The sequence below is a fragment of the Enterococcus sp. C50 genome, from assembly GCF_040887505.1.
GTDB classification, from domain to species: domain Bacteria; phylum Bacillota; class Bacilli; order Lactobacillales; family Enterococcaceae; genus Enterococcus_B; species Enterococcus_B thailandicus.
Genome location: NZ_JBFOFW010000002.1, coordinates 16,823 through 37,244 on the forward strand (window position 1 = coordinate 16,823; position 20,422 = coordinate 37,244).

Genomic DNA, 20,422 nt, shown 5'->3' on the forward strand with positions numbered 1-20,422 from the left:
GTTTATGGAAAAAGTATTAGTAATTGTTGGCCCAACGGCTGTTGGTAAAACAGCTTTGAGCATTGAATTAGCAAAAAAATTTAATGGAGAAATTATTAGCGGTGATTCTTTGCAAGTGTACCGAAAACTAGACATTGGAACAGCCAAGGTCACCTCAGAAGAAATGGCGGGCGTGCCACATCATTTAATTGATGTGATTGAGCCGACACAACGCTACTCAGCTGCTGATTTTCAGCGGTCTGCTAGACAATTGATTGCTGAAATCACGGCTCGAGGTCATTTGCCAATTATTGCAGGTGGTACGGGGTTATATATTCAGTCTTTACTTTATGATTATCAATTAGGCGCTGCAGACAAACAGCAAGAGGAAACAAAAATAGTTCGCCAAAAATACGAAGCATTTGCTGACGAGTATGGAAACGAAGCTTTATGGACGATGCTTAAGGAAAAAGATCCAGAAGCAGCAGAAAAAATCCATTGGAACAATCAACGAAAAGTTGTCCGGGCACTGGAAGTTTTAGAAATGACAGGCTTCAGTATTACTGCTCCCAAAGAACAGCCAAAACAATTCTATGATTATTACATGATTGGTTTGGATACGAACCGAGAAAAGCTTTACGAGCGAATCAATTTACGCGTGGATTTGATGCTAAAAGCTGGTTTGGAAGAGGAGGCACGTTTTGTTTATCAATTAGGTGACACACAAGCGAGTCAAGGAATTGGTTATAAAGAATTTTTCCCTTATTTTAATGGACAGAATTCTTTAGAAGAAGTCGCAGAACAAATCAAACAGAATTCCAGACGTTATGCAAAACGACAACTCACTTGGTTTAGAAATCGACTAACTGCCCAGTGGTTTGATTTGGTGGAGCAACCCGAAAAACAGCAAGTAATTGAAACGAAAATTCAAAAATGGCTGGAGGAATCACAATGATTGAAGAGAAAGAAAAAGTGGTGATCGTCGGGGTCGAAACGGAAAAAAATCAATCTTATTTTGCAGAATCAATGAAAGAATTGATTCAATTAACGAAAACCGCGGCAGGAGAAGTGGTTTTTTCGCTTACACAAAAAAGACCACAAGTTGATCGCCAAACATTGATTGGTAAAGGTAAATTAGAAGAATTAATCCAGCAAGCAACTGCTTATGAAGCTGATTTGATTATTTTTAACCACGAGCTAACGCCACGACAAAGCCAAATCATTTCGGATGCCGTAGGATTGCCGGTGATCGACCGAGTACAATTGATTTTAGATATTTTTGCGATGCGTGCGCGTTCAAGAGAAGGTAAATTGCAAGTTGAGTTGGCACAACTTGAATACTTGTTGCCGCGATTGGTGGGACAAGGGAAGACTTTATCTCGTTTAGGCGGGGGAATTGGGACAAGAGGACCTGGGGAAACAAAACTGGAAACGGATCGTCGGCATATTCGCAACAAAATCTATGCAGTCAAACGTGAACTGAAAGAAGTTGAGGCACATCGTGAGCGCAATCGACAACAACGAAAAAACAATGAGATTTTTCAAATTGGTCTAATTGGTTACACGAATGCTGGTAAATCAACGATTTTAAATCTGTTGACCCAAGCAGATACGTATTCAAAAGATCAGTTATTTGCAACACTTGATCCATTGACAAAAAAATGGCATTTTCCTGAAGGGTTTGAAGTAACGATGACGGATACTGTTGGTTTTATTCAAGATTTGCCAACACAACTGATTGATGCGTTCCATTCAACGTTAGAAGAAAGCCAAAACATGGATTTACTTCTACATGTCGTAGATGCTAGCGCACCTGAACGAATTTTACAGGAACAAACGGTTTTGAAATTAATGGATGAACTTGAAATGAAAGATGTACCAATCTTGACTGTTTATAATAAAGCAGACCAAGTCAATCGTGGAGCTTTCACACCAACTTTATTTCCTAATCGTTTAATTTCAGCCAAAAGTGAATCGGGAAAACAAGAATTAACACGAGCAATCAAGCGAGAAATCATGGAACTACTAACCCCCTATACGCTTTTCTTACCAAGTGAGGCAGGGCAACAGTTAAGTGAAATCAAGCGGCAAACCTTGGTGTTAAGTGAGGAATTTATCGAAGAAAAGAATAGCTATGAAGTCAGAGGCTTTGCTAAAAGTACTTCGAAATGGATAAGGAGAATGACAGATGAGTTGGACAGCTGAGTTAGCGCCTGAACTAGTTGAAAAAATAGATGAAGTGGATCAAAAGATTGCTAAGCGATTAGCGGAGGTTCGAGAAGTAGCATTGACGAATCAAGCAAAAGTATTAACAGCATTTCGAGAGCAACAAGTATCAGAAACTCACTTTTTACCATCAACTGGTTATGGAAATGACGATTTAGGTCGCGACGTTCTGGAAGCTGTGTATGCTCAAGTTTTCGGGGCGGAAGCTGCACTTGTTCGTCCACAAATTGTTTCGGGGACACATGCAATTGCGACAGCCCTTTTTGGTGTATTGCGCCCTGGGGATGATTTGCTTTATATTACAGGAACTCCATATGATACTTTATTAGAAGTCATCGGTGTTGCCGGAAACGGGATTGGTTCGTTTAAAGAGTACGGGATTGGCTACGATCATGTTGACTTGCAAACAAATGGAAAAGTAGACTTTGAACAAGTTAAAAAGAAGATGACAAGCAAAACAAAAGTGGTTGCGATTCAACGTTCACGAGGTTATGCTACACGTCCATCCTTTACGATTGAAAAAATAAAAGAAATGTGTACATTTGTGCATGAAATTGATCCAAATGTGGTCATTTTCGTTGATAATTGTTATGGAGAATTTGCTGAACTAATGGAACCCACTCAAATTGGTGCGGATCTCATTGCTGGGTCATTAATCAAGAATCCTGGTGGTGGAATTGCGAAAACGGGTGGTTACATTGCTGGAAAAAAAGAGTTTGTTGAGCGTGCGGCTTATCGTTTGACTACACCAGGCGTTGGTGCAGAAGGGGGCGCAATGTTAGGGAATGTTTATGATATGCTGCAAGGATTTTTCCTAGCGCCACATGTAGTTAGTCAAGCGATTCAAGGTGCAGTATTTACGGCAGCTTTATTAGAGAGTTATCAACTACGTTCGACACCACGTTGGGATGAGCCACGAACGGATTTGATTCAATTAGTTGAAATGGAAAATGCGGAAGCGATGGTCACGTTTTGCCAAGCAATCCAAAAGTTTTCACCAATTGATTCATTTGTTGCGCCGATTCCTTCTTATATGGCTGGATATGAAGACGATATTATTATGGCAGCAGGTACTTTTGTCCAAGGTGCGAGTATTGAACTAAGTGCAGACGGTCCTTTGAGAGAGCCCTATGCTCTGTATATTCAAGGTGGCTTGACCTTTGAACATGTAAAAATTGCGGTTTCTCACGCAGTGAATGCTGTTTACCATCAATAAATAATCAATCTATCTATGAGCTTTTTCTAGCAAAGAAAGAGCTCATTTTTTTGTACGGAAAAATTTTTTATCTTTCATGTTAGAAAACCTAACATGAATCGTTGACAAGTAAAAAATAAATTGGTACACTTTTCTCAACTTAGAAAACGAAAGGGGACATCTGATGGGAGAAAAGGAATTACGACGCTCAATGTCAGTTTTTCCAATTGGTACAGTTATGAAGTTGACTGATCTAACTGCGAGACAGATTCGTTATTATGAGGAGCAAGAGCTTGTTCATCCTGAACGTAGCGAAGGAAATCGTCGTATGTATTCGTTGAATGATATTGATACATTGTTGGAAATCAAAGATTATCTCTCGGATGGTCTGAATATGGCAGGAATCAAACGTGTATATGAAATGGCGCAGGCGAAGAAAAAAGAAGCCAAGAAAAAACGACCATTGACCGATCATGATGTCCGTCAAATCTTTCGTGATGAAATGTTATCACAAGGTGGGCTAAGTAAAACTGGGCACTATCAGTCGCAAGGAATGCAACATCAATTCTATGACTGAATAAAATAAAAAAATAAAAATGAAAGAGAAAGAGGGATACCATGGTAAAGAAACAAATAACTGGCGAAGAAATCAAACGAATTATTGAGGAAGAAAACGTACGTTTTTTACGTTTAATGTTCACAGATATTTTAGGAACAATCAAAAATGTTGAAGTTCCAGTAAGTCAAATTGACAAGGTTTTAGAAAATAAAATGATGTTTGATGGTTCTTCAATCGAAGGATTTGTTCGAATTGAAGAAAGCGATATGTATTTGTATCCAGATCTTTCAACTTGGATGATTTTCCCATGGGAGAGTGCGCATGGAAAAGTTGCACGTTTAATTTGTGATATTTACAACCCAAATGGAACACCGTTTGCTGGCGACCCTCGTGGAAACTTAAAACGTGCGTTGTCAGACATGAGAGAACTTGGTTTTACCTCTTTCAACTTAGGCCCAGAACCTGAATTCTTCTTATTTAAACTTGATGAGGATGGCGGAATTACTACGACATTAAATGACAAGGGCGGTTACTTTGATTTTGCCCCAACAGATTTAGGGGAAAATTGTCGTCGTGATATCGTTTTAGAATTGGAGAGTTTAGGATTTGAAGTCGAAGCTTCTCACCATGAAGTTGCGCCAGGACAACATGAAATTGATTTTAAATATGCAGATGTAGTAGATGCCTGTGATAACATTCAAACGTTCAAGTTGGTTGTCAAAACAATTGCTAGAAAACATGGCCTACATGCAACCTTTATGCCAAAACCATTATATGGAATCAATGGATCAGGAATGCATTGTAATATGTCCTTGTTTAATGAAGACGGCAACGCTTTTTATGATAAAGATGGCGAGTTAGAATTAAGTCAAACCGCTTATCATTTCTTAGGTGGGTTGTTGCATCATGCGCGTGCTTACACAGCTGTTTGCAATCCGACAGTGAACTCATACAAACGTTTAGTTCCTGGATATGAAGCACCTGTTTACGTTGCATGGAGTGGGCATAATCGTTCACCATTAGTTCGAGTTCCTGAATCACGTGGCGTATCCACTCGTTTAGAATTACGTTCAGTTGATCCATCTGCAAATCCTTACTTGGCAATGGCCGTATTATTGCAAGCTGGTTTAGATGGTATCCGTCGTGAATTAACACCGCCAGATGCGGTTGACCGTAATATTTATGTGATGAATGAAGAAGAACGTGAAGCAGCGCAAATTCAAGATTTACCTTCAACGATTCACAACGCAATTAAAGAATTGCGTAAAGATGAAGTGATGATCGATGCACTAGGTCAACACATCTTCTCAAACTTTGTTGAAGCGAAACGTTTGGAATGGGCAGCTTTCCGTCAAACAGTTTCTGAGTGGGAAAGAGAACAATATTTAGAACTTTATTAAGTCAAAAAAGTAGTAAACACAGAGGCAATCTTTTGTCTCTGTGTTTTTTTCATCCATTATGTTTTGTTTCCCACAGGTTTATTTTCCCATGATATAATAAGAAAAAACAATTGTTGAAGTACTCTAACTGAAGTTTTGCTATGGACGAGTAGTGCGATTACGAAACCTTGAATTTTTTTGCGAGGTTTTAGAGCTATGTTGTTTAGAATGCTTCCAAAACAAGGGTTAAAGAATATATTTAAAAAATAGGGTTTTAGAGCTATGTTGTTTAGAATGCTTCCAAAACTTAGCAAACCGACCATCCCAATTCGTTTAGTGTTTTAGAGCTATGTTGTTTAGAATGCTTCCAAAATAATCAAATAGTTTGCAACGTAGTAAGGTAAGTTTTAGAGTTATGCTGTATTGAATGCTTCCAACACCAACAAATTTTTTTGAAATCGCAATCATCAAATTGATGTCTTGACTTTCAATTCTGGAGCTTGTATTATACTCCTTGGGCACCCTTTTAAAGGGTCAGAAGTTTACAGAAATTTCAGCTCCCTATTCTTGTTAGAAGAATAGGGAGCTTTCTTTATTTTTTCTGGGACTTTTCCTGCAGATAAAACAAGAAGGAGTTTTTGAATTTATGACAAAATACATTTTTGTAACTGGCGGCGTTGTATCTTCGATTGGTAAAGGGATCGTAGCAGCTTCATTGGGTCGCTTGTTGAAAAATCGTGGCCTAAAGGTAACTATCCAAAAATTTGATCCGTATATCAATGTTGACCCAGGAACAATGAGTCCTTATCAACATGGAGAAGTATTTGTAACAGATGATGGTGCGGAAACAGACTTAGACTTAGGACACTATGAACGTTTTATCGACATCAATTTGAACAAATACTCCAATGTTACCACAGGAAAAATCTATTCTGAAGTATTGCGTAAAGAACGTAAAGGGGAATACTTAGGAGCAACTGTCCAAGTGATTCCACATATCACAAATGAAATCAAAGAAAAGATCATGCGTGCCGCAAAATTAACAGACTCTGATGTCATCATCACCGAAGTTGGTGGAACAGTGGGGGATATCGAATCATTACCATTCTTGGAGGCTTTGCGTCAAATGAAAGCTGATGTTGGTGCAGATAACGTAAGGTACGTGCATACAACATTGATTCCTTATTTAAAAGCTGCTGGTGAAATGAAAACAAAACCAACACAACACAGTGTGAAAGAATTACGTGGCTTGGGAATCCAACCAAATATTTTAGTCGTTCGTACGGAACAACCTGTTTCACAAAACGTAAAAAATAAATTAGCACAATTTTGTGACGTTGAACCAGAAGCCGTGATTGAATCACCGGATGTGGATACATTATATTCCATTCCATTATTGCTACAAAAACAAGGGATGGACCGAATTGTTTGCGAGCACTTGAAACTTGAAACACCAGAAGCAGACATGACGGAATGGAAAGAATTAGAAGAACGTGTCTTGAACTTGAAGAAAAAAGTCCGTATTGCTTTAGTTGGTAAATATGTTGAGCTACCTGATGCGTATATCTCAGTAGTAGAAGCTTTGAAACATTCAGGCTTTGCTTATGATGCAGATATTGAATTGGATTGGGTCAAAGCACAAGAATTAACGGAAGAAAATGTCGCAGAACGCTTGAAAGATGCTGACGGAATTTTGGTTCCTGGTGGATTTGGTGATCGAGGCGTTGAAGGTAAAATTGAAGCAATTCGTTTTGCCAGAGAAAATGATATTCCATTTTTAGGTATTTGTTTAGGTATGCAAATGGCTTGTGTTGAATTTGCACGCAATGTAGTGGGTCTTCCTGACGCAGCTTCAGCTGAAACAAATCCTGATGCTCAAAATAATATTATTGATTTGATGGCTGACCAAGAAAATGTTGAAAACCTTGGTGGCACACTTCGTTTGGGCTTATATCCATGTAAAATCAAAAAAGGAACGAAAACAGCAACAGCATACGAAGAGGCAGATGTCGTTCAAGAACGTCACCGTCATCGTTATGAATTCAACAACCAATACCGTGAAATGTTTGAAGAACAAGGATTGGTTTTCTCTGGTGTTTCACCAGACAATCGCTTGGTTGAAATCGTTGAAATTCCTGAGAAGAAATTCTTTGTTGGTTGTCAATTCCATCCAGAGTTGATTTCACGACCAAATCGTCCACAAAAATTAATCAAAGCATTTGTTGGTGCTTCGCTAGCAGATCGCGAAGCAAAATAAGAAATAGGTCAAACAGAGTAGTTTTCATAAACTGCTCTGTTTTTTTGCGGGAAGAGTCAAAAGCAGGAATTAAGTGAAATAAATGCGGGTTTATGAAAAAAGAATGATTTTTTCTATTTGTTTTTTTGTTATTAAATGAGAAGAAGAAACATAATAAAACAGTATTTTTATCTAATTGTGGTTCGTTATTGTGTTTCTTTTTTACAAAAAACTTGTTGAAAATTTTCATTTTCAATGATTTTAGTAGAAAAGTACCACAATGTTTGGTAAAATAAGGTCGTTGGTTAAGAATTGTCTTAACAAATTTAGTTTTTACAAAACTTAGGAGGAATTTTATTATGCCAGTAGTATCAGGAGCTGAATTTTTAAAAGCTGCTCGTAAAGGCGGTTACGCTGTCGGCGGATTCAACACAAACAACTTAGAATGGACTCAAGCTATTCTTGAAGCAGCTGAAGCTAAAAAAGCACCAGTACTTATCCAAACTTCAATGGGTGCAGCTAAATACATGGGTGGTTACAAAGTATGTAAAGATTTAATCACTGATTTAGTTGAAGCAATGAACATCACTGTTCCAGTTGCTATCCACTTAGACCATGGTGACTACGATGCAGCTTTAGAATGTATCGAAATCGGCTATACTTCAGTTATGTTCGATGGTTCTCATTTACCATTCGAAGAAAACTTGAAATTAGCTAAAGACGTTGTTGAAAGAGCTCACGCTAAAGGAATCTCTGTAGAATGTGAAGTTGGTTCAATCGGCGGAGAAGAAGACGGAATCATCGGTAACGGCGAATTAGCTGACATTGAAGAATGTAAACAAATGGTTGCTACAGGTATCGACTACTTAGCATGTGGTATCGGTAACATCCACGGTCAATACCCAGAAAACTGGAACGGATTAGCATTTGATCACTTACAAGCAATTGCTGATGCTGTAGGTCCAGACATGCCTTTAGTATTACACGGCGGATCAGGTATTCCTCAAGACCAAATCGAAAAAGCTATCTCAATGGGTATTTCAAAAGTTAATGTTAATACTGAATTCCAATTATCATTTGCTGCTGCTACTCGTGAATACATCGAAGCTGGTAAAGACCGCGAAGGTAAAGGATTTGACCCTCGTAAATTATTAGCACCAGGTAAAGCTGCAATCGTTAAAGATGCAGAATCTCATATTGACTGGTTCGGTTCAGCAAACAAAGCTTAATTTGCTTCCTTTGTTGACTGATGAAAAGGGTGGGACAAAACGGATTCGTTTTGTCTCACTTTTTTTGTTTACTAAAGATTTTCGTTTCTCTAAATTAAAAAAGAAGAGGTTGCTGACATGCACAACATGGAAGATGACGAGTTAATCTTAATTGAAGCCTCATTGATTTAATGGCGAAATAAAACGAGGCTTACATAAACATTTTTGTTCCTTTGTTCCTGAATTGTTTAACAAAAAATCTGAAAAATCTTATCGTGAACTATTTAAAAAATTATTCCTTACTTGATTTGCTAGCTATTATGAGTTATTTTGTTCTAGAATAAGCTTTGTAACCGTTTTTTCGCTACTTGAAAAAATAGAAATAAGTGAGAAAATTTGAATTTAGTTGCAACTAGGGGGAGAACAAATGAGTTTTTTTGGTAATATTGATTTTAATGCTTTGTCTGATACCGACCAAGCAATTTATCATTATATGAGTAGCAATGTGGATAAAGTTCCGTATATGCGCGTACGAGACATTGCACAAGAATCGCATACCTCGGCATCTTCCGTGATGCGTTTGATTCGTAAGCTAGGTTATGAAAGTTATACTGAATTTCGCAGTCAGTTTAGTACGAGTGTGGTAGAAGGAGAAGATTTTAACGCGGCTTTGACAATTTTGAGTCGGGATAGTTTTCGTAAAGATATTGAAAGTAAATTAAATCAAGTTGTGGAGAAAATCCAATATTGTGAGAATATCGTCTTTTTTGGTATGGGAGCATCAGGGGCGATTTGTGAGTATGCGGCACGTCGTTTTGCTTTGATGGGGTACAATAGTTATCCATTAATTGATCCAACTTATCCAATTAAATCGAAACTGCAAAATACGAGTGACAATGTGCTAGTGACCTTATCCGTTTCAGGAATGACAAATGAGGTGGTCGAAGTAGTGAATGGTTTCCGAAATCAAGACGATTGTTTGACGATTGCCATTACTTCAGATATCAATTCGACCTTGAGTCGAATGTCTGATTGTGTGCTAGACTATCATGTGGATGTTCGCCGAGTAAAAAAACATGAAGATTTAACAAGTCAGATACCTTGTATTTTTTTGATTGAACAACTCGCGGATCGACTTCAACAACGCGACTAAAAAGATTATTACTTTTAGGTACATGGCGTTTTGGAAAACACTATTTTGGTACAGAATGTACCATGATGGTGTTTTTTTCTATTTACTGGATTTCATGCCAGAGTTTTGTACAGGCATTGAGTAAGTCAGATTTCCTAACTATACTAAGGGCATTAACTAATTGAGGTGACCAATAATGGCAAATAAATTTCCAAAAGATTTTTTATGGGGTGGCGCAGTAGCAGCTCATCAAATTGAAGGTGCTTGGAATGCTGACGGCAAAGGAATCAGTATTGCTGACGTAATGACAGCTGGTGCAAATGGGGTTGCACGAGAAATTACGAAAGGTGTGATCCCTGGTAAAAATTATCCCAACCATGAAGCAATCGACTTCTATCATCGTTACAAAGAAGATATTGCTTTGTTTAAAGAATTAGGCTTAAACGTGTTTCGAACATCAATCAACTGGGCAAGAATTTTTCCGAATGGAGATGAGGAAGAGCCAAATGAAGCAGGTTTGCAATTTTATGATGATTTATTTGATGAATTATTGAGAAATGGGATTGAACCGGTGATTACTTTATCACATTTTGAAATTCCTTATCATTTATATGAAGCATATGGTGGATTCAAAAATAAAAAGTTGATTGATTTCTTCGTTCATTATGCTGAAACAGTCATGACGCGCTATCAGAAAAAAGTGAAATATTGGATGACCTTTAACGAAATCAATAATCAGGCAGACGGACAACATGAGCTACACACTTGGACCAATTCTGCCATGCTTTTTCAGGCGGGTGAAAATAAAGAAGAATTGACTTTTCAAGCAGGTTTAAATGAGTTGATTGCCAGTGCAAAAGTCGTTCGACTAGGACATAAAATCAATCCTGAGTTTCAAATTGGTTGCATGATGGCGTACGTACCAGTTTATCCATATTCTTGTAATCCAGAAGATTTAATGGCATCCGTCAAAGTAATGGATCGTCGCTTCTTTTATTCTGATATTCATGCTCGTGGTGTTATTCCTACTTATGCCAAAAAATATTGGGAAGAAAAAGGGTATCAAATCGAAATTACCGAAGACGAAACACAAGCTTTGAAAGAAGGAACAGTTGATTATATTGGTTTCAGTTATTATATGTCTGGTGCAGTAACGACTTTACCAGAGATTTCAGGGGAAAACATCACTGATTTTCCAGGTGCAAAAGTCGTTCGAAATCCTTATGTTCAAGCAAGTGATTGGGGTTGGCAAATTGATCCAGTCGGGTTGCGTTATACCTTGAATGTTGTCTATGAACGTTATAATCTACCTCTTTTTATTGTTGAAAATGGTTTTGGTGCCTACGACCGATTAGAAGATGGGCAAGTCCATGATACCTATCGGATTGACTATTTGCAAAAACACATTGAGCAAATGAATCTGGCTGTACATGTTGATGGTGTTGATTTGCTGGGCTATACACCTTGGGGGATCATTGATTTAGTTAGCTTTGGTTCCGGTGAAATGGAAAAACGCTACGGCATGATTTATGTTGATAAAGATAATGAAGGCAAGGGAAGTTTGGTTCGTTTGAAAAAAGATTCCTTTGCTTGGTATCAAAAATTGATTCAAGAAAATCAATAGCCTAAAGGAGCACATCATGGAAATTCGTGAACTAAAAAAAGTAATGGACAAGTTAAGTCTAGCTGAAAAAATTGGGCAATTAGCTCAAGTAACGCCTAATTTTTTTGGAAATCAAGGAGAAATTACTGGCCCAATGTCAGAGTGGTCAATGGGGATGGATCAGCTTTATCAAGTAGGATCTGTTTTAGGTACCCACCGAGGAACGGAAGTCAGAAAAATTCAAGAAGATTATTTAGCGCACAGTCAACATCAGATTCCTTTAATGTTTATGGCAGATGTTATTCATGGTTATGAAACGATTTTTCCGATTCCATTAGCGCTAGCTAGTAGTTTTGATCCTGAATTGATTGAAAAAGTAGCAAAGGCATCTGCCGCAGAAGCTGCCAGTGAGGGTATTCAAGTAACTTTTTCTCCGATGGCAGACTATGTCAAAGATCCTCGTTGGGGACGCGTATTAGAAAGTAATGGTGAAGACCCTAGACTTTCTCGCGCATTAACAGAAGCGTATGTCAAAGGCTATCAAGGAAAAAATTTAGCAACAGAATCACATCGTGTAGCGGCTTGTGTGAAGCACTTTGTTGGTTACGGAGCTGCCGAGGGTGGTCGTGATTATAATACGGTAGATTTTTCTGATGTTGAGTTGTACCAAAACTATCTGCCTGCTTTTGAAGGAGCAATTGCGAATGGCGTAAAAATGGTTATGACGTCATTCAATAGTTTACATGGGGTACCAGTAACGGGAAATCGAAAGCTGATTAAAGGCATTTTGCGAGATGAATTGGGTTTTGACGGTGTCGTAATTTCAGATTGGGCAGCAATTGCTGAGTTGATGAATCACCGCGTAGCTGAAAACCCACGTGAAGCAGCAAAAAAAGCCTTCGAGGCAACCGTTGATATCGATATGATGACAGATTGCTATTTAAATGAGCTTGCAGAAATGATTGAAACAAAAGAGCAATTAAAAAAATTAGATGAAGCAGTTTGGCGTATCTTGACTTTGAAGAATGAGTTAGGCTTATTTGAAAATCCGTATCGTGGGCTGGACGTGACGGTTGATTTATCTGAACTCCAAGAATTAAGTTATCAAGCAGCTCTTAATTCTGCTGTACTTTTGAAAAATAATGCTGTTCTTCCTTTAGAATCAACAGAAAAAATTTTATTGATCGGTACGAAAGCAACAACACAAGACGTACTTGGAGCATGGTCATGGATTGGCGATTCGAAAAAAGCCATTTCACTTGCTAGTGGTCTAAAACAGCAATTTTCTGAAGTCCAGCTTATTTCAGTGACTGACCAACTTGACAAAAAAGCAATTGAGCAAGCAATCCAAGTCGCTGATAAAGTTATCATCGCAGTTGGGGAGAAAAGCGAAGAAGCGGGCGAAGCTGCAAGTCGCGCAGAATTAAAATTAAAAGCGATCGAACTCGAATTGATTGATTTATTAGCGACAGATGAGATTGAAAAGATTTTAGTGACCTTTAGTGGACGGCCATTAGTTCTGACAGATGTCGTTGAGAAAGTAGATGCTATTGTTTCTGCTTGGTTTTTAGGTAGCCAAACAGGAGATGCTTTAGCGATGCTTTTGAGTGGTGCAGAAAATTTTACGGCACACTTACCGATGAGTTTTCCTCGTAGTGTTGGGCAACTGCCTTATTCTTATCAAGAGATGTCGACTGGACGGCCACAAACAAAAGAAAACTATCATGAAAAATATATTTCACGCTATATGGATGAAGAAAACCATCCATTGTACTGTTTCGGTCATGGATTGTCTTATAGCGAGTTTCAATATAAAAATTTTTCCCTCTCAAGTGAAACGCTAACGAAAGAGGAAGAGTTGACAGTGAGTTTTGAAGTGAGGAATAACTCCAAGATTAAAGGGTGGGCGTTACCACAACTTTATTTCCAAGATGAGGTTACCGAAGTTGTTCGACCAAAAATCGAACTTTTGAAGTGGACAAAAGTTGAACTAGCTGCAGGCGAAACGAAGAAAGTCGAGTTTGTAGTTTCGCCAGCTGAATTGGCCTATAGTCATATAGATTTAAAAAAGACGATTGAATCGGGCGGATTTCGTTTATTTTTAGGGGAAAGTGTAGCGAATATTGTGGCAGAAAGCCGATTTCTCCTAACATAATTTTCTTAGTGGTACAGCTTGTGCCACTATGACTTTTTTTTCAAAAGTGGGAAACGAAAACCATTAAGAGGACAAGTTATTGTTTTTGAAAACGTTTTTATTTATGATGTGAATGTAAAAAAGAATTCTTTACTTATTTAAGAAAAATAAAAACGTTTTTATTTGGAGGGAGTTATGAAAGAACGAATAACTATTCGTGAAGTTGCTCAAGAAGCGAATGTCTCAATTGCTACTGTTTCAAAAGCATTGAATAATGTTGATGTGGTAACACCAAAAACAAAAGAAAAAGTCCTGACTGCGGCTAAAAAACTGCATTATACACCGAATTTATTTGGTAAAAATCTAAAAGCAAAACACACCAATATGATTGGCTTTTATACGCATACGATTATCGGTCCTTACTTTAGTACCCTGATCGAAGCAATCGTGAAGGAAGCAGAACAGCATCACTATGGTGTGAACGTAATTATTTCTTCTGATAAAAAGGTGCTAAGCTCGCATCTATTAGGAAATATGGTTGATGGGTTTATCGGATTTGAAGATCTGATTGATGATGAAGCACTAGGTACGATTCAGTCAGAAGGAATCAAAGCTGTTTTTATGGATCGAGAAATTGAGGATCAAAGTATCAGTAGTGTGGTCTTTTCTTCTCGAAAGGCTGGAAAATTAGCGACACAGTATTTAATTGAAAAAGGACATCAAAAAATTGGGTTTTTACCCGGACATCCAGGTGTCTATGATAGTGATGAACGTTATTTAGGCTTTGAAGAGACTATGAAGGAAGCTGGATTGACAATTAACGAACAGTGGATTATCCCAGGATTATTTGAAGAAAAAGCTAGTTTTAACAATATGACACAGTACTTAAACATGCAAGAAAAGAACAGCTGGCCTACAGCGTGGATTGCTGGAAATGATTTAAGTGCAATCGGCGTTATCAAAGCAATCGAAGGGTTAGCCATGTCGGTACCAGAAGATTTTAGTGTAGTTGGGTTTGATGATATTGAATTACTTCGTTATTTCAAACCAAAGATATCGACGATTCGGAATCCGATTCGTGAGCAGGGACGTCAAGCAGTTATTGAGCTATTGCATTTGATTGATAACCAAAAAACTGGTGAGAATAAAAGTTTAGACTGCCAGTTGATTGCGGGAGAAACAGCGAAAGAGTTGCGTAACAAACACGAAAGTTAGCGTAATAGATTTAAAAGGAAAAACAACGAGGAGGAAGATCAGTTGGAAGCAAAAGTAAAACCAACACTAAACGTTCGTATCAAGAAGTGGTTTCGAAATTTTGGTCGCCAGTGGCAATTACAATCGATGGCGATTCCAGGTATTGTCTACATGATTATATTCAGCTTTATTCCCATCTATGGCTTAGTGATTGCTTTTAAAAATTATACAGTGATTGATACGATTGAAAGTGCACAATGGGTGGGACTGGAAAACTTTAAAATTATTATGGAAGATAAATATTTCTGGCAATCAGTGGTCAATACGTTAGGAATTAGTGGCTTAAAACTAGCTTTTGGTTTTGTCCTACCGATTATTATTGCGGTGATGATTTATGAATTAAGAGACAGCGTCTTTAAACGGACGATCCAAACGATTTCTTACTTACCACACTTCCTTTCTTGGATTATACTCGGTGGGATGTTGATTACTTGGTTTTCTTCTAACGGAATGATTAATGAACTTTTGAATTTCATTGGTATCCAAGCGAAGCAAAACCATATGTTGGATGCAGGAAAATATTGGTGGATTGCTTCTTTATCTGATGTGTGGAAAGAAGCCGGGTGGGGAACGATTTTGTACCTTGCGACGATGTCACGAATTGATCCCACGTATTACGAAGCAGCAAAAATGGATGGTGCCACTCGAATGCGTCAAATTTGGAGTATCACGATCCCGATGATCCGAAATATTATTTCTTTAAACCTGATCCTTAGTGTAAGCGGTTTATTTAATTCGAATTTAGATCAGACATTGGTTTTAATGAACTCACAAAATCAACCCAAGGCAGAAGTAATCAATTCATATGTTTATCGAGTTGGTTTAATGCAGGGAGATTTTTCTTACGCCACGGCTGTTGGATTAGGTATTTCAATCATTTCAGTTATCTTACTGGTTGCAACGAATATCGTAACTAAGAAATTAAACGATAATCAGTCCGTTTTATAAGAAAGGAGTAAAGACGATGGAAAAAAGAAAATTATCTTTATCAAAACCCAAGAGTAATGTTGTACAAGACAAAGACAGTAAGATCTTTAACTTTGTCAATGTCTTGCTCTTGCTAGTTTTCACAATCATGATTATCGTACCTGTTTGGAATATTGTTGCTTCCTCTTTTGCTTCAAGTGATGCTTTGGCAAAAGGAGATTTTGTCTTTTGGCCTTCGGAAATCTCGATGGATAACTATCGCAAAGTGCTTGGCGATTCCTCTATGTGGCAGGCATTGATTATCTCGATTGGAAAAACGGTTCTTGGTGTGTTAGCACATACGGCTTTTTGTGCAATTATGGCCTATGCTTTGTCTAAGCGCAATTTAAAAGGCCGCAATCTTTACTCGACAATGGGAATTATTACGATGTTTTTCTCAGGGGGAATGATCCCAACCTATTTATTAATCAAATCGTTAGGCCTGTTGAATACTTTTTGGGTTTATATTATCCCAGCGTTGTTGTCATACTATGATGTTATTATTTTAATGAATTTTTTCCGTGATGTACCGACTTCACTAGAAGAGTCAGCAAAAATTGATGGCGCAAGCGATTGGGGCGTTTTCTTAAAAATTTTTGTGCCATTATCAAAGCCAGCACTTGCAACAATTGCCCTCTTTCACGGTGTCTGGCAATGGAATGATTTCATGACAGCAAAACTGTATGTTACGGATAAAGCACTCTATCCATTACAAATGAAACTTTATGAAATCATTACACAATCTCAGGCAGCCTCACAGCAAGGATTGAATGCTGCTGTTGAAATCAGTACTACATCTAAAGGAGTACAGTTGGCAACGATCGTTGTTACGACCGTTCCAATTTTAATCATTTATCCATTGCTACAAAAACATTTTATCTCAGGCATGATGCTTGGGGCAGTCAAAGAATAGGAGGAATAATCAATGTTTGGAGTCTCAAAGAAAAAGGTCGTAGGTATGTTGGCATTAACGAGTACGGTGTTACTAGCTTTAGGTGCTTGTGGTAGCGGCAAAGAGGAAGCATCAGCAGATAAAACAGTAGAACTTCCCTCAATTGAAGATCGCTATACACCAGAGAAAGATACACCTGCTTGGAAGTTAGATAAAAAAGAAGAGGCAACGAAATTAACTTGGTATGTCAATGCCGACTGGTGGAATACTGAATTTGGGAAAGATATGGTGACAAAAAAAGTAAAAGAAGACTTGAATATTGATATTAAATTCATCACAGGTGATGATACAAAATTAAATACTTATTTTGCTGGTGGTGACATGCCAGATATCGTGACTGTCTTTGATTCAAATTCACAAGTAGCTAGAAAAGCCAACTCTTGGGCGCTTCCATTACAAGATCTAGCTGAAAAGTATGATCCATATTTCAATCAAGTGGCACGTCAAGAAACATTAAACTGGTACAAACTCTCAGATGGAAAATCTTATGGCTATCCAGATTATTCAAATGTTCAAGCAGATTTTGACAGTGGTGATATTTTTGCCCGTGATGCGTTCATTATTCGAAAAGATGTCTATGAAGCAATTGGCAAACCAGATTTCACTACACCAGATGGTTTTGTTGCTGGAATGAAGAAAATCAAAGAACAGTTTCCTGAATTGATTCCGTTTGGATTTAATGACTTTGCCAAAGATGGTTCATCCAATGGTTCAATGGATAGTGTGGTTCAAGATATGCTGGGTGTTCCTTATACAGATGGTGATGATTACTACGATCGTAATTTAGACGAAGATTATATCAAATGGGTCAAAGCATTCCGCCAAGTCCATGAAGATGGAAATATCTCGGATGACACGTTTACTGATGATGGTGATAAATTCAAAGAAAAATTACAAACTGGAAAATATGGCGCTGTAATGATTGGTTCATTTGTTAACCAAGGTATCCCGCTGCAAACATTTAAAGCTGCTAATCCTGATTCTGAATACATTGCAGTTGATGGAATTCAAAGCACCAAAGGAAATGATCCAACGTTAACACAGGCAGGTATCTCTGGTTGGATGATCAACTATATTGGTAAAAATTGTCAAGATCCTGCAAAAGCAATCCAATTATTTACTTATTTGCTAAGTGATGAAGGAGAAATGTTAACGAACTTTGGGATTGAAGGCGAAACTTATACCAAAGATGGTGATAAAGTACAATGGACAGATGAAGCAAGAAAAATTCAACAAGAAGATCCAGAAAAGTGGCAATTGGAGTATCGAATGGGTGAATTTATCCAGTTTGGTCATGACCGTTTTAAAGCAATGAACGATGATTCCTACGTTGATGCAGTTAAACAAATGCAACAATGGGGAGAAGGCAAACTAACTTCTCAATTCTTAACGGAAAATATTGGACCAGATGCTGGAAGTCAAGAAGCGCGTGCCTTAAGTGCCATCCAAACAAACTGGAGTACAACATTGGTTGGTATGTTACGTGCCAAAGATGAAAAAGAACTAGATGATTTATTAGCTAAGTACAAAACGTTCCAAGAAGAAAACAAAATCGATGATGTGAATAAAGTTCGTAATGAGAAAATTCAAGAGAATAAAGAAAAATTAGCGATGTAATCTTTAAAAATAAAAAAGAAGTCTTAAATAAAAAAGAGCTTCTCAAAAATGTACGCATCAATTTTCGAGAAGCTCGACTTCTTTTTGAAAAAGGAGTCTGTGAACACCTACGAAATAAACAGAGTTCGTTCAAATAAGCTAGCTGAATGACGGCTAAAAATGTTCAAAGAATCAAAATAAGTGCCATAGTTTTGAATTGAGGCGAAATGACTGAACTACCTTGTGACGAAAAGTTAAAACGCGAGCAACGAAACATTTCTAATCTGTGACCATCTTTTTGATTTGTATGAACAGGATTATTCAGGAGGGAAAAAAATGCAAAAAATTTTTAGTACAGAAGGTAAAATCTACGAAGGAATGCAACGAATTTATCAAGTGCTATTATTGACGATTATTTTTATACTTTCCTGTTTACCAGTACTCACAATTGGTGCGGCGATGGCTAGTGCTTATGGGACTGCTTATAAAATGGTCGATCATAGAGAAGGTGTCTTGTATAAAGAATATGTTCATCAGTTTAAACAAAATTTTGTTCTGGCAACGAAAATGTGGTTGCTGATTTTGGGTGTGAGTAGTGGTGTTTTTTTTCTGTTGCCTTTCATTCAACCGTTATTGATTGGAAATAAAATTGCCTATTATTTAGTAATGTTATTTGTCACATTACTTGTTTTGATGGGATTATATCTGTTTCCGTTAATTGCTCGTTTTGAAAATAATTTAACAGGAACATTGGTCAATGCTTGCATCTTATCACTAAAACATTTACCAAGTAGTATCCTGTTGTTTTTTATAACAATTGGTGGAGGGATAATGCTGCCTCTTTATTTGCCAAGTTTATTATTTGCATGGCTCTTTTTAGGAATCGGCACGATCATTTTTATCAAAGCAAAGTTATTGTTGGGCGTTTTTCATTCGTACGAGAATTTAGAAGAGGGAAGTTGATCATATGTATGTAGGATTTGATATTGGTGGAACGACTGTCAAATATGGTGTTCTAGATGAAGTTGGGAATATTTTAGAAAAATCTGCAATTCCAACAAATTATCAGTTGGCAGACTTTTTGGTTGAGCTAGATACAATCGTGAAAGATGCTCAAAAACGATATGAAAAAATTGAGGGGATTGGTATTAGTGCGCCAGGTATTATCCAAGAAGATGGATACATGCTTACTGCTGGTGCAATTAGACCTTTTTATGGAGCCAATATCAAAATAGAACTGGAACGACTAACTGGCTTGCCTGTTTCTATCGAAAATGATGCGAATGCCGCAGCGATTGCAGAACATTGGATTGGGAATGCACAAGGGCTAGAAAATTATTTATGCATTGTTTTAGGAACAGGTATTGGCGGAGGAATCGTGCTCAATGGGGAAGTTTTTCGAGGCGCTCATGGGATGGCTGGCGAATTTGGGTGGAGTATCATTGATCACTTACCAGCAGAAGGCGATATCGAAGAAGTTTCGTGGAACAAACGAGCAGCAACCGTTGGCGGTCTCTGTTATCAATATAATTTGAGCCAAAAAAAATTAGATGCAGCTGCACCAATGATTTTAGATGCTCGAGAAATTTTTCAAAGAGAGGCAGAAGGAGAAGTGCTGGCAATCAATATAGTAGAACAATTTTTAACAGATCTATCTGTGGGAATGTTGAATCTGATTAGTTTTTTTGATCCAGAACTGATTTTATTTGGTGGAGGAATCAGTTCCAACGAGGAATTTAATCAACGATTTCAAAAACGTTTGGAAGAAGTGATGAATCGTCACGAATCAATTCATTATCTTAAAAACAAAACGATTGCTGCTGTTCGCCCAGCTAAATTGCAAAATGATGCAGGCATGATTGGTGCTGTTTATCAAATTCATCGTCAAGTGACAAAGTGAATAAAGCACTTGATTATTCAAAGAATGTTTGAGAAAAAATAGTTCAAATTACTAAATAGAAAGTAGGCTGGAAAATTATTTTTCAGTCTCTTTTTTTTGTAAA

The 20,422-nt window shown here is 37.6% G+C and carries 16 protein-coding genes; all 16 read left to right on the forward strand.

Translation table 11 applies throughout. The features are described 5' to 3' along the window. Positions 1–4 precede the first annotated feature (4 nt). The 16 genes from miaA (at position 5) to AB3I20_RS02720 (ending at position 20,319) form a co-directional block, all read left to right on the forward strand. Complete coding sequence (gene miaA, locus AB3I20_RS02645) at positions 5–934, forward strand: tRNA (adenosine(37)-N6)-dimethylallyltransferase MiaA (protein ID WP_067480279.1); 930 nt, start codon at positions 5–7, stop codon at positions 932–934. Then, entirely contained in the window at positions 931–2,184 is a 1,254-nt protein-coding gene (gene hflX / locus AB3I20_RS02650; RefSeq protein WP_067480282.1) for a GTPase HflX, read from the forward strand. Before miaA ends, hflX begins: the two co-directional genes overlap by 4 nt. Next, positions 2,168–3,421, forward strand: coding sequence for a methionine gamma-lyase family protein (locus AB3I20_RS02655; RefSeq protein WP_075491925.1), 1,254 nt, complete (start codon positions 2,168–2,170; stop codon positions 3,419–3,421). The genes hflX and AB3I20_RS02655 overlap by 17 nt, the downstream gene beginning before the upstream one ends. A 163-nt stretch (positions 3,422–3,584) precedes the next feature. Further along, a complete protein-coding gene (locus AB3I20_RS02660) occupies positions 3,585–3,977 on the forward strand; it encodes a MerR family transcriptional regulator (protein ID WP_067480287.1) in 393 nt (130 codons plus the stop codon). Positions 3,978–4,018: 41 nt separating this feature from the next. Next, a complete protein-coding gene (gene glnA, locus AB3I20_RS02665) occupies positions 4,019–5,359 on the forward strand; it encodes a type I glutamate--ammonia ligase (RefSeq protein WP_067480290.1) in 1,341 nt (446 codons plus the stop codon). Positions 5,360–5,984: 625 nt separating this feature from the next. Further along, entirely contained in the window at positions 5,985–7,595 is a 1,611-nt protein-coding gene (locus AB3I20_RS02670) for a CTP synthase (protein ID WP_368026903.1), read from the forward strand. 338 nt (positions 7,596–7,933) lie between these two features. Continuing rightward, a complete protein-coding gene (locus AB3I20_RS02675) occupies positions 7,934–8,803 on the forward strand; it encodes a class II fructose-bisphosphate aldolase (protein WP_067480296.1) in 870 nt (289 codons plus the stop codon). A 406-nt stretch (positions 8,804–9,209) separates the two neighbouring features. Continuing rightward, a complete protein-coding gene (locus AB3I20_RS02680; RefSeq protein WP_075491650.1) occupies positions 9,210–9,935 on the forward strand; it encodes a MurR/RpiR family transcriptional regulator in 726 nt (241 codons plus the stop codon). Between the two features lie 175 nt (positions 9,936–10,110). Continuing rightward, positions 10,111–11,538, forward strand: a complete 1,428-nt coding sequence (locus tag AB3I20_RS02685) for a 6-phospho-beta-glucosidase (RefSeq protein WP_095803761.1) — start codon at positions 10,111–10,113, stop codon at positions 11,536–11,538. A gap of 16 nt (positions 11,539–11,554) precedes the next feature. Further along, positions 11,555–13,672, forward strand: a complete 2,118-nt coding sequence (locus tag AB3I20_RS02690; protein WP_285701414.1) for a glycoside hydrolase family 3 N-terminal domain-containing protein — start codon at positions 11,555–11,557, stop codon at positions 13,670–13,672. A 174-nt stretch (positions 13,673–13,846) separates the two neighbouring features. Beyond that, entirely contained in the window at positions 13,847–14,866 is a 1,020-nt protein-coding gene (locus AB3I20_RS02695; protein WP_067480307.1) for a LacI family DNA-binding transcriptional regulator, read from the forward strand. A gap of 126 nt (positions 14,867–14,992) precedes the next feature. Continuing rightward, positions 14,993–15,853 (forward strand): sugar ABC transporter permease, encoded by an 861-nt coding sequence (locus AB3I20_RS02700; RefSeq protein WP_197485188.1) that lies wholly within the window; start codon positions 14,993–14,995, stop codon positions 15,851–15,853. Positions 15,854–15,869: 16 nt separating this feature from the next. Beyond that, on the forward strand, positions 15,870–16,784 hold the full coding sequence (locus AB3I20_RS02705; protein ID WP_067480314.1) for a carbohydrate ABC transporter permease: 915 nt from the start codon (positions 15,870–15,872) through the stop codon (positions 16,782–16,784). Positions 16,785–16,796: 12 nt separating this feature from the next. Further along, positions 16,797–18,440, forward strand: a complete 1,644-nt coding sequence (locus AB3I20_RS02710) for a sugar ABC transporter substrate-binding protein (RefSeq protein ID WP_067480317.1) — start codon at positions 16,797–16,799, stop codon at positions 18,438–18,440. Positions 18,441–18,755: 315 nt separating this feature from the next. Next, complete coding sequence (locus tag AB3I20_RS02715) at positions 18,756–19,382, forward strand: YesL family protein (RefSeq protein ID WP_071869267.1); 627 nt, start codon at positions 18,756–18,758, stop codon at positions 19,380–19,382. 4 nt (positions 19,383–19,386) lie between these two features. After that, positions 19,387–20,319, forward strand: coding sequence for an ROK family protein (locus AB3I20_RS02720; RefSeq protein ID WP_067480322.1), 933 nt, complete (start codon positions 19,387–19,389; stop codon positions 20,317–20,319). Positions 20,320–20,422 lie beyond the last annotated feature (103 nt).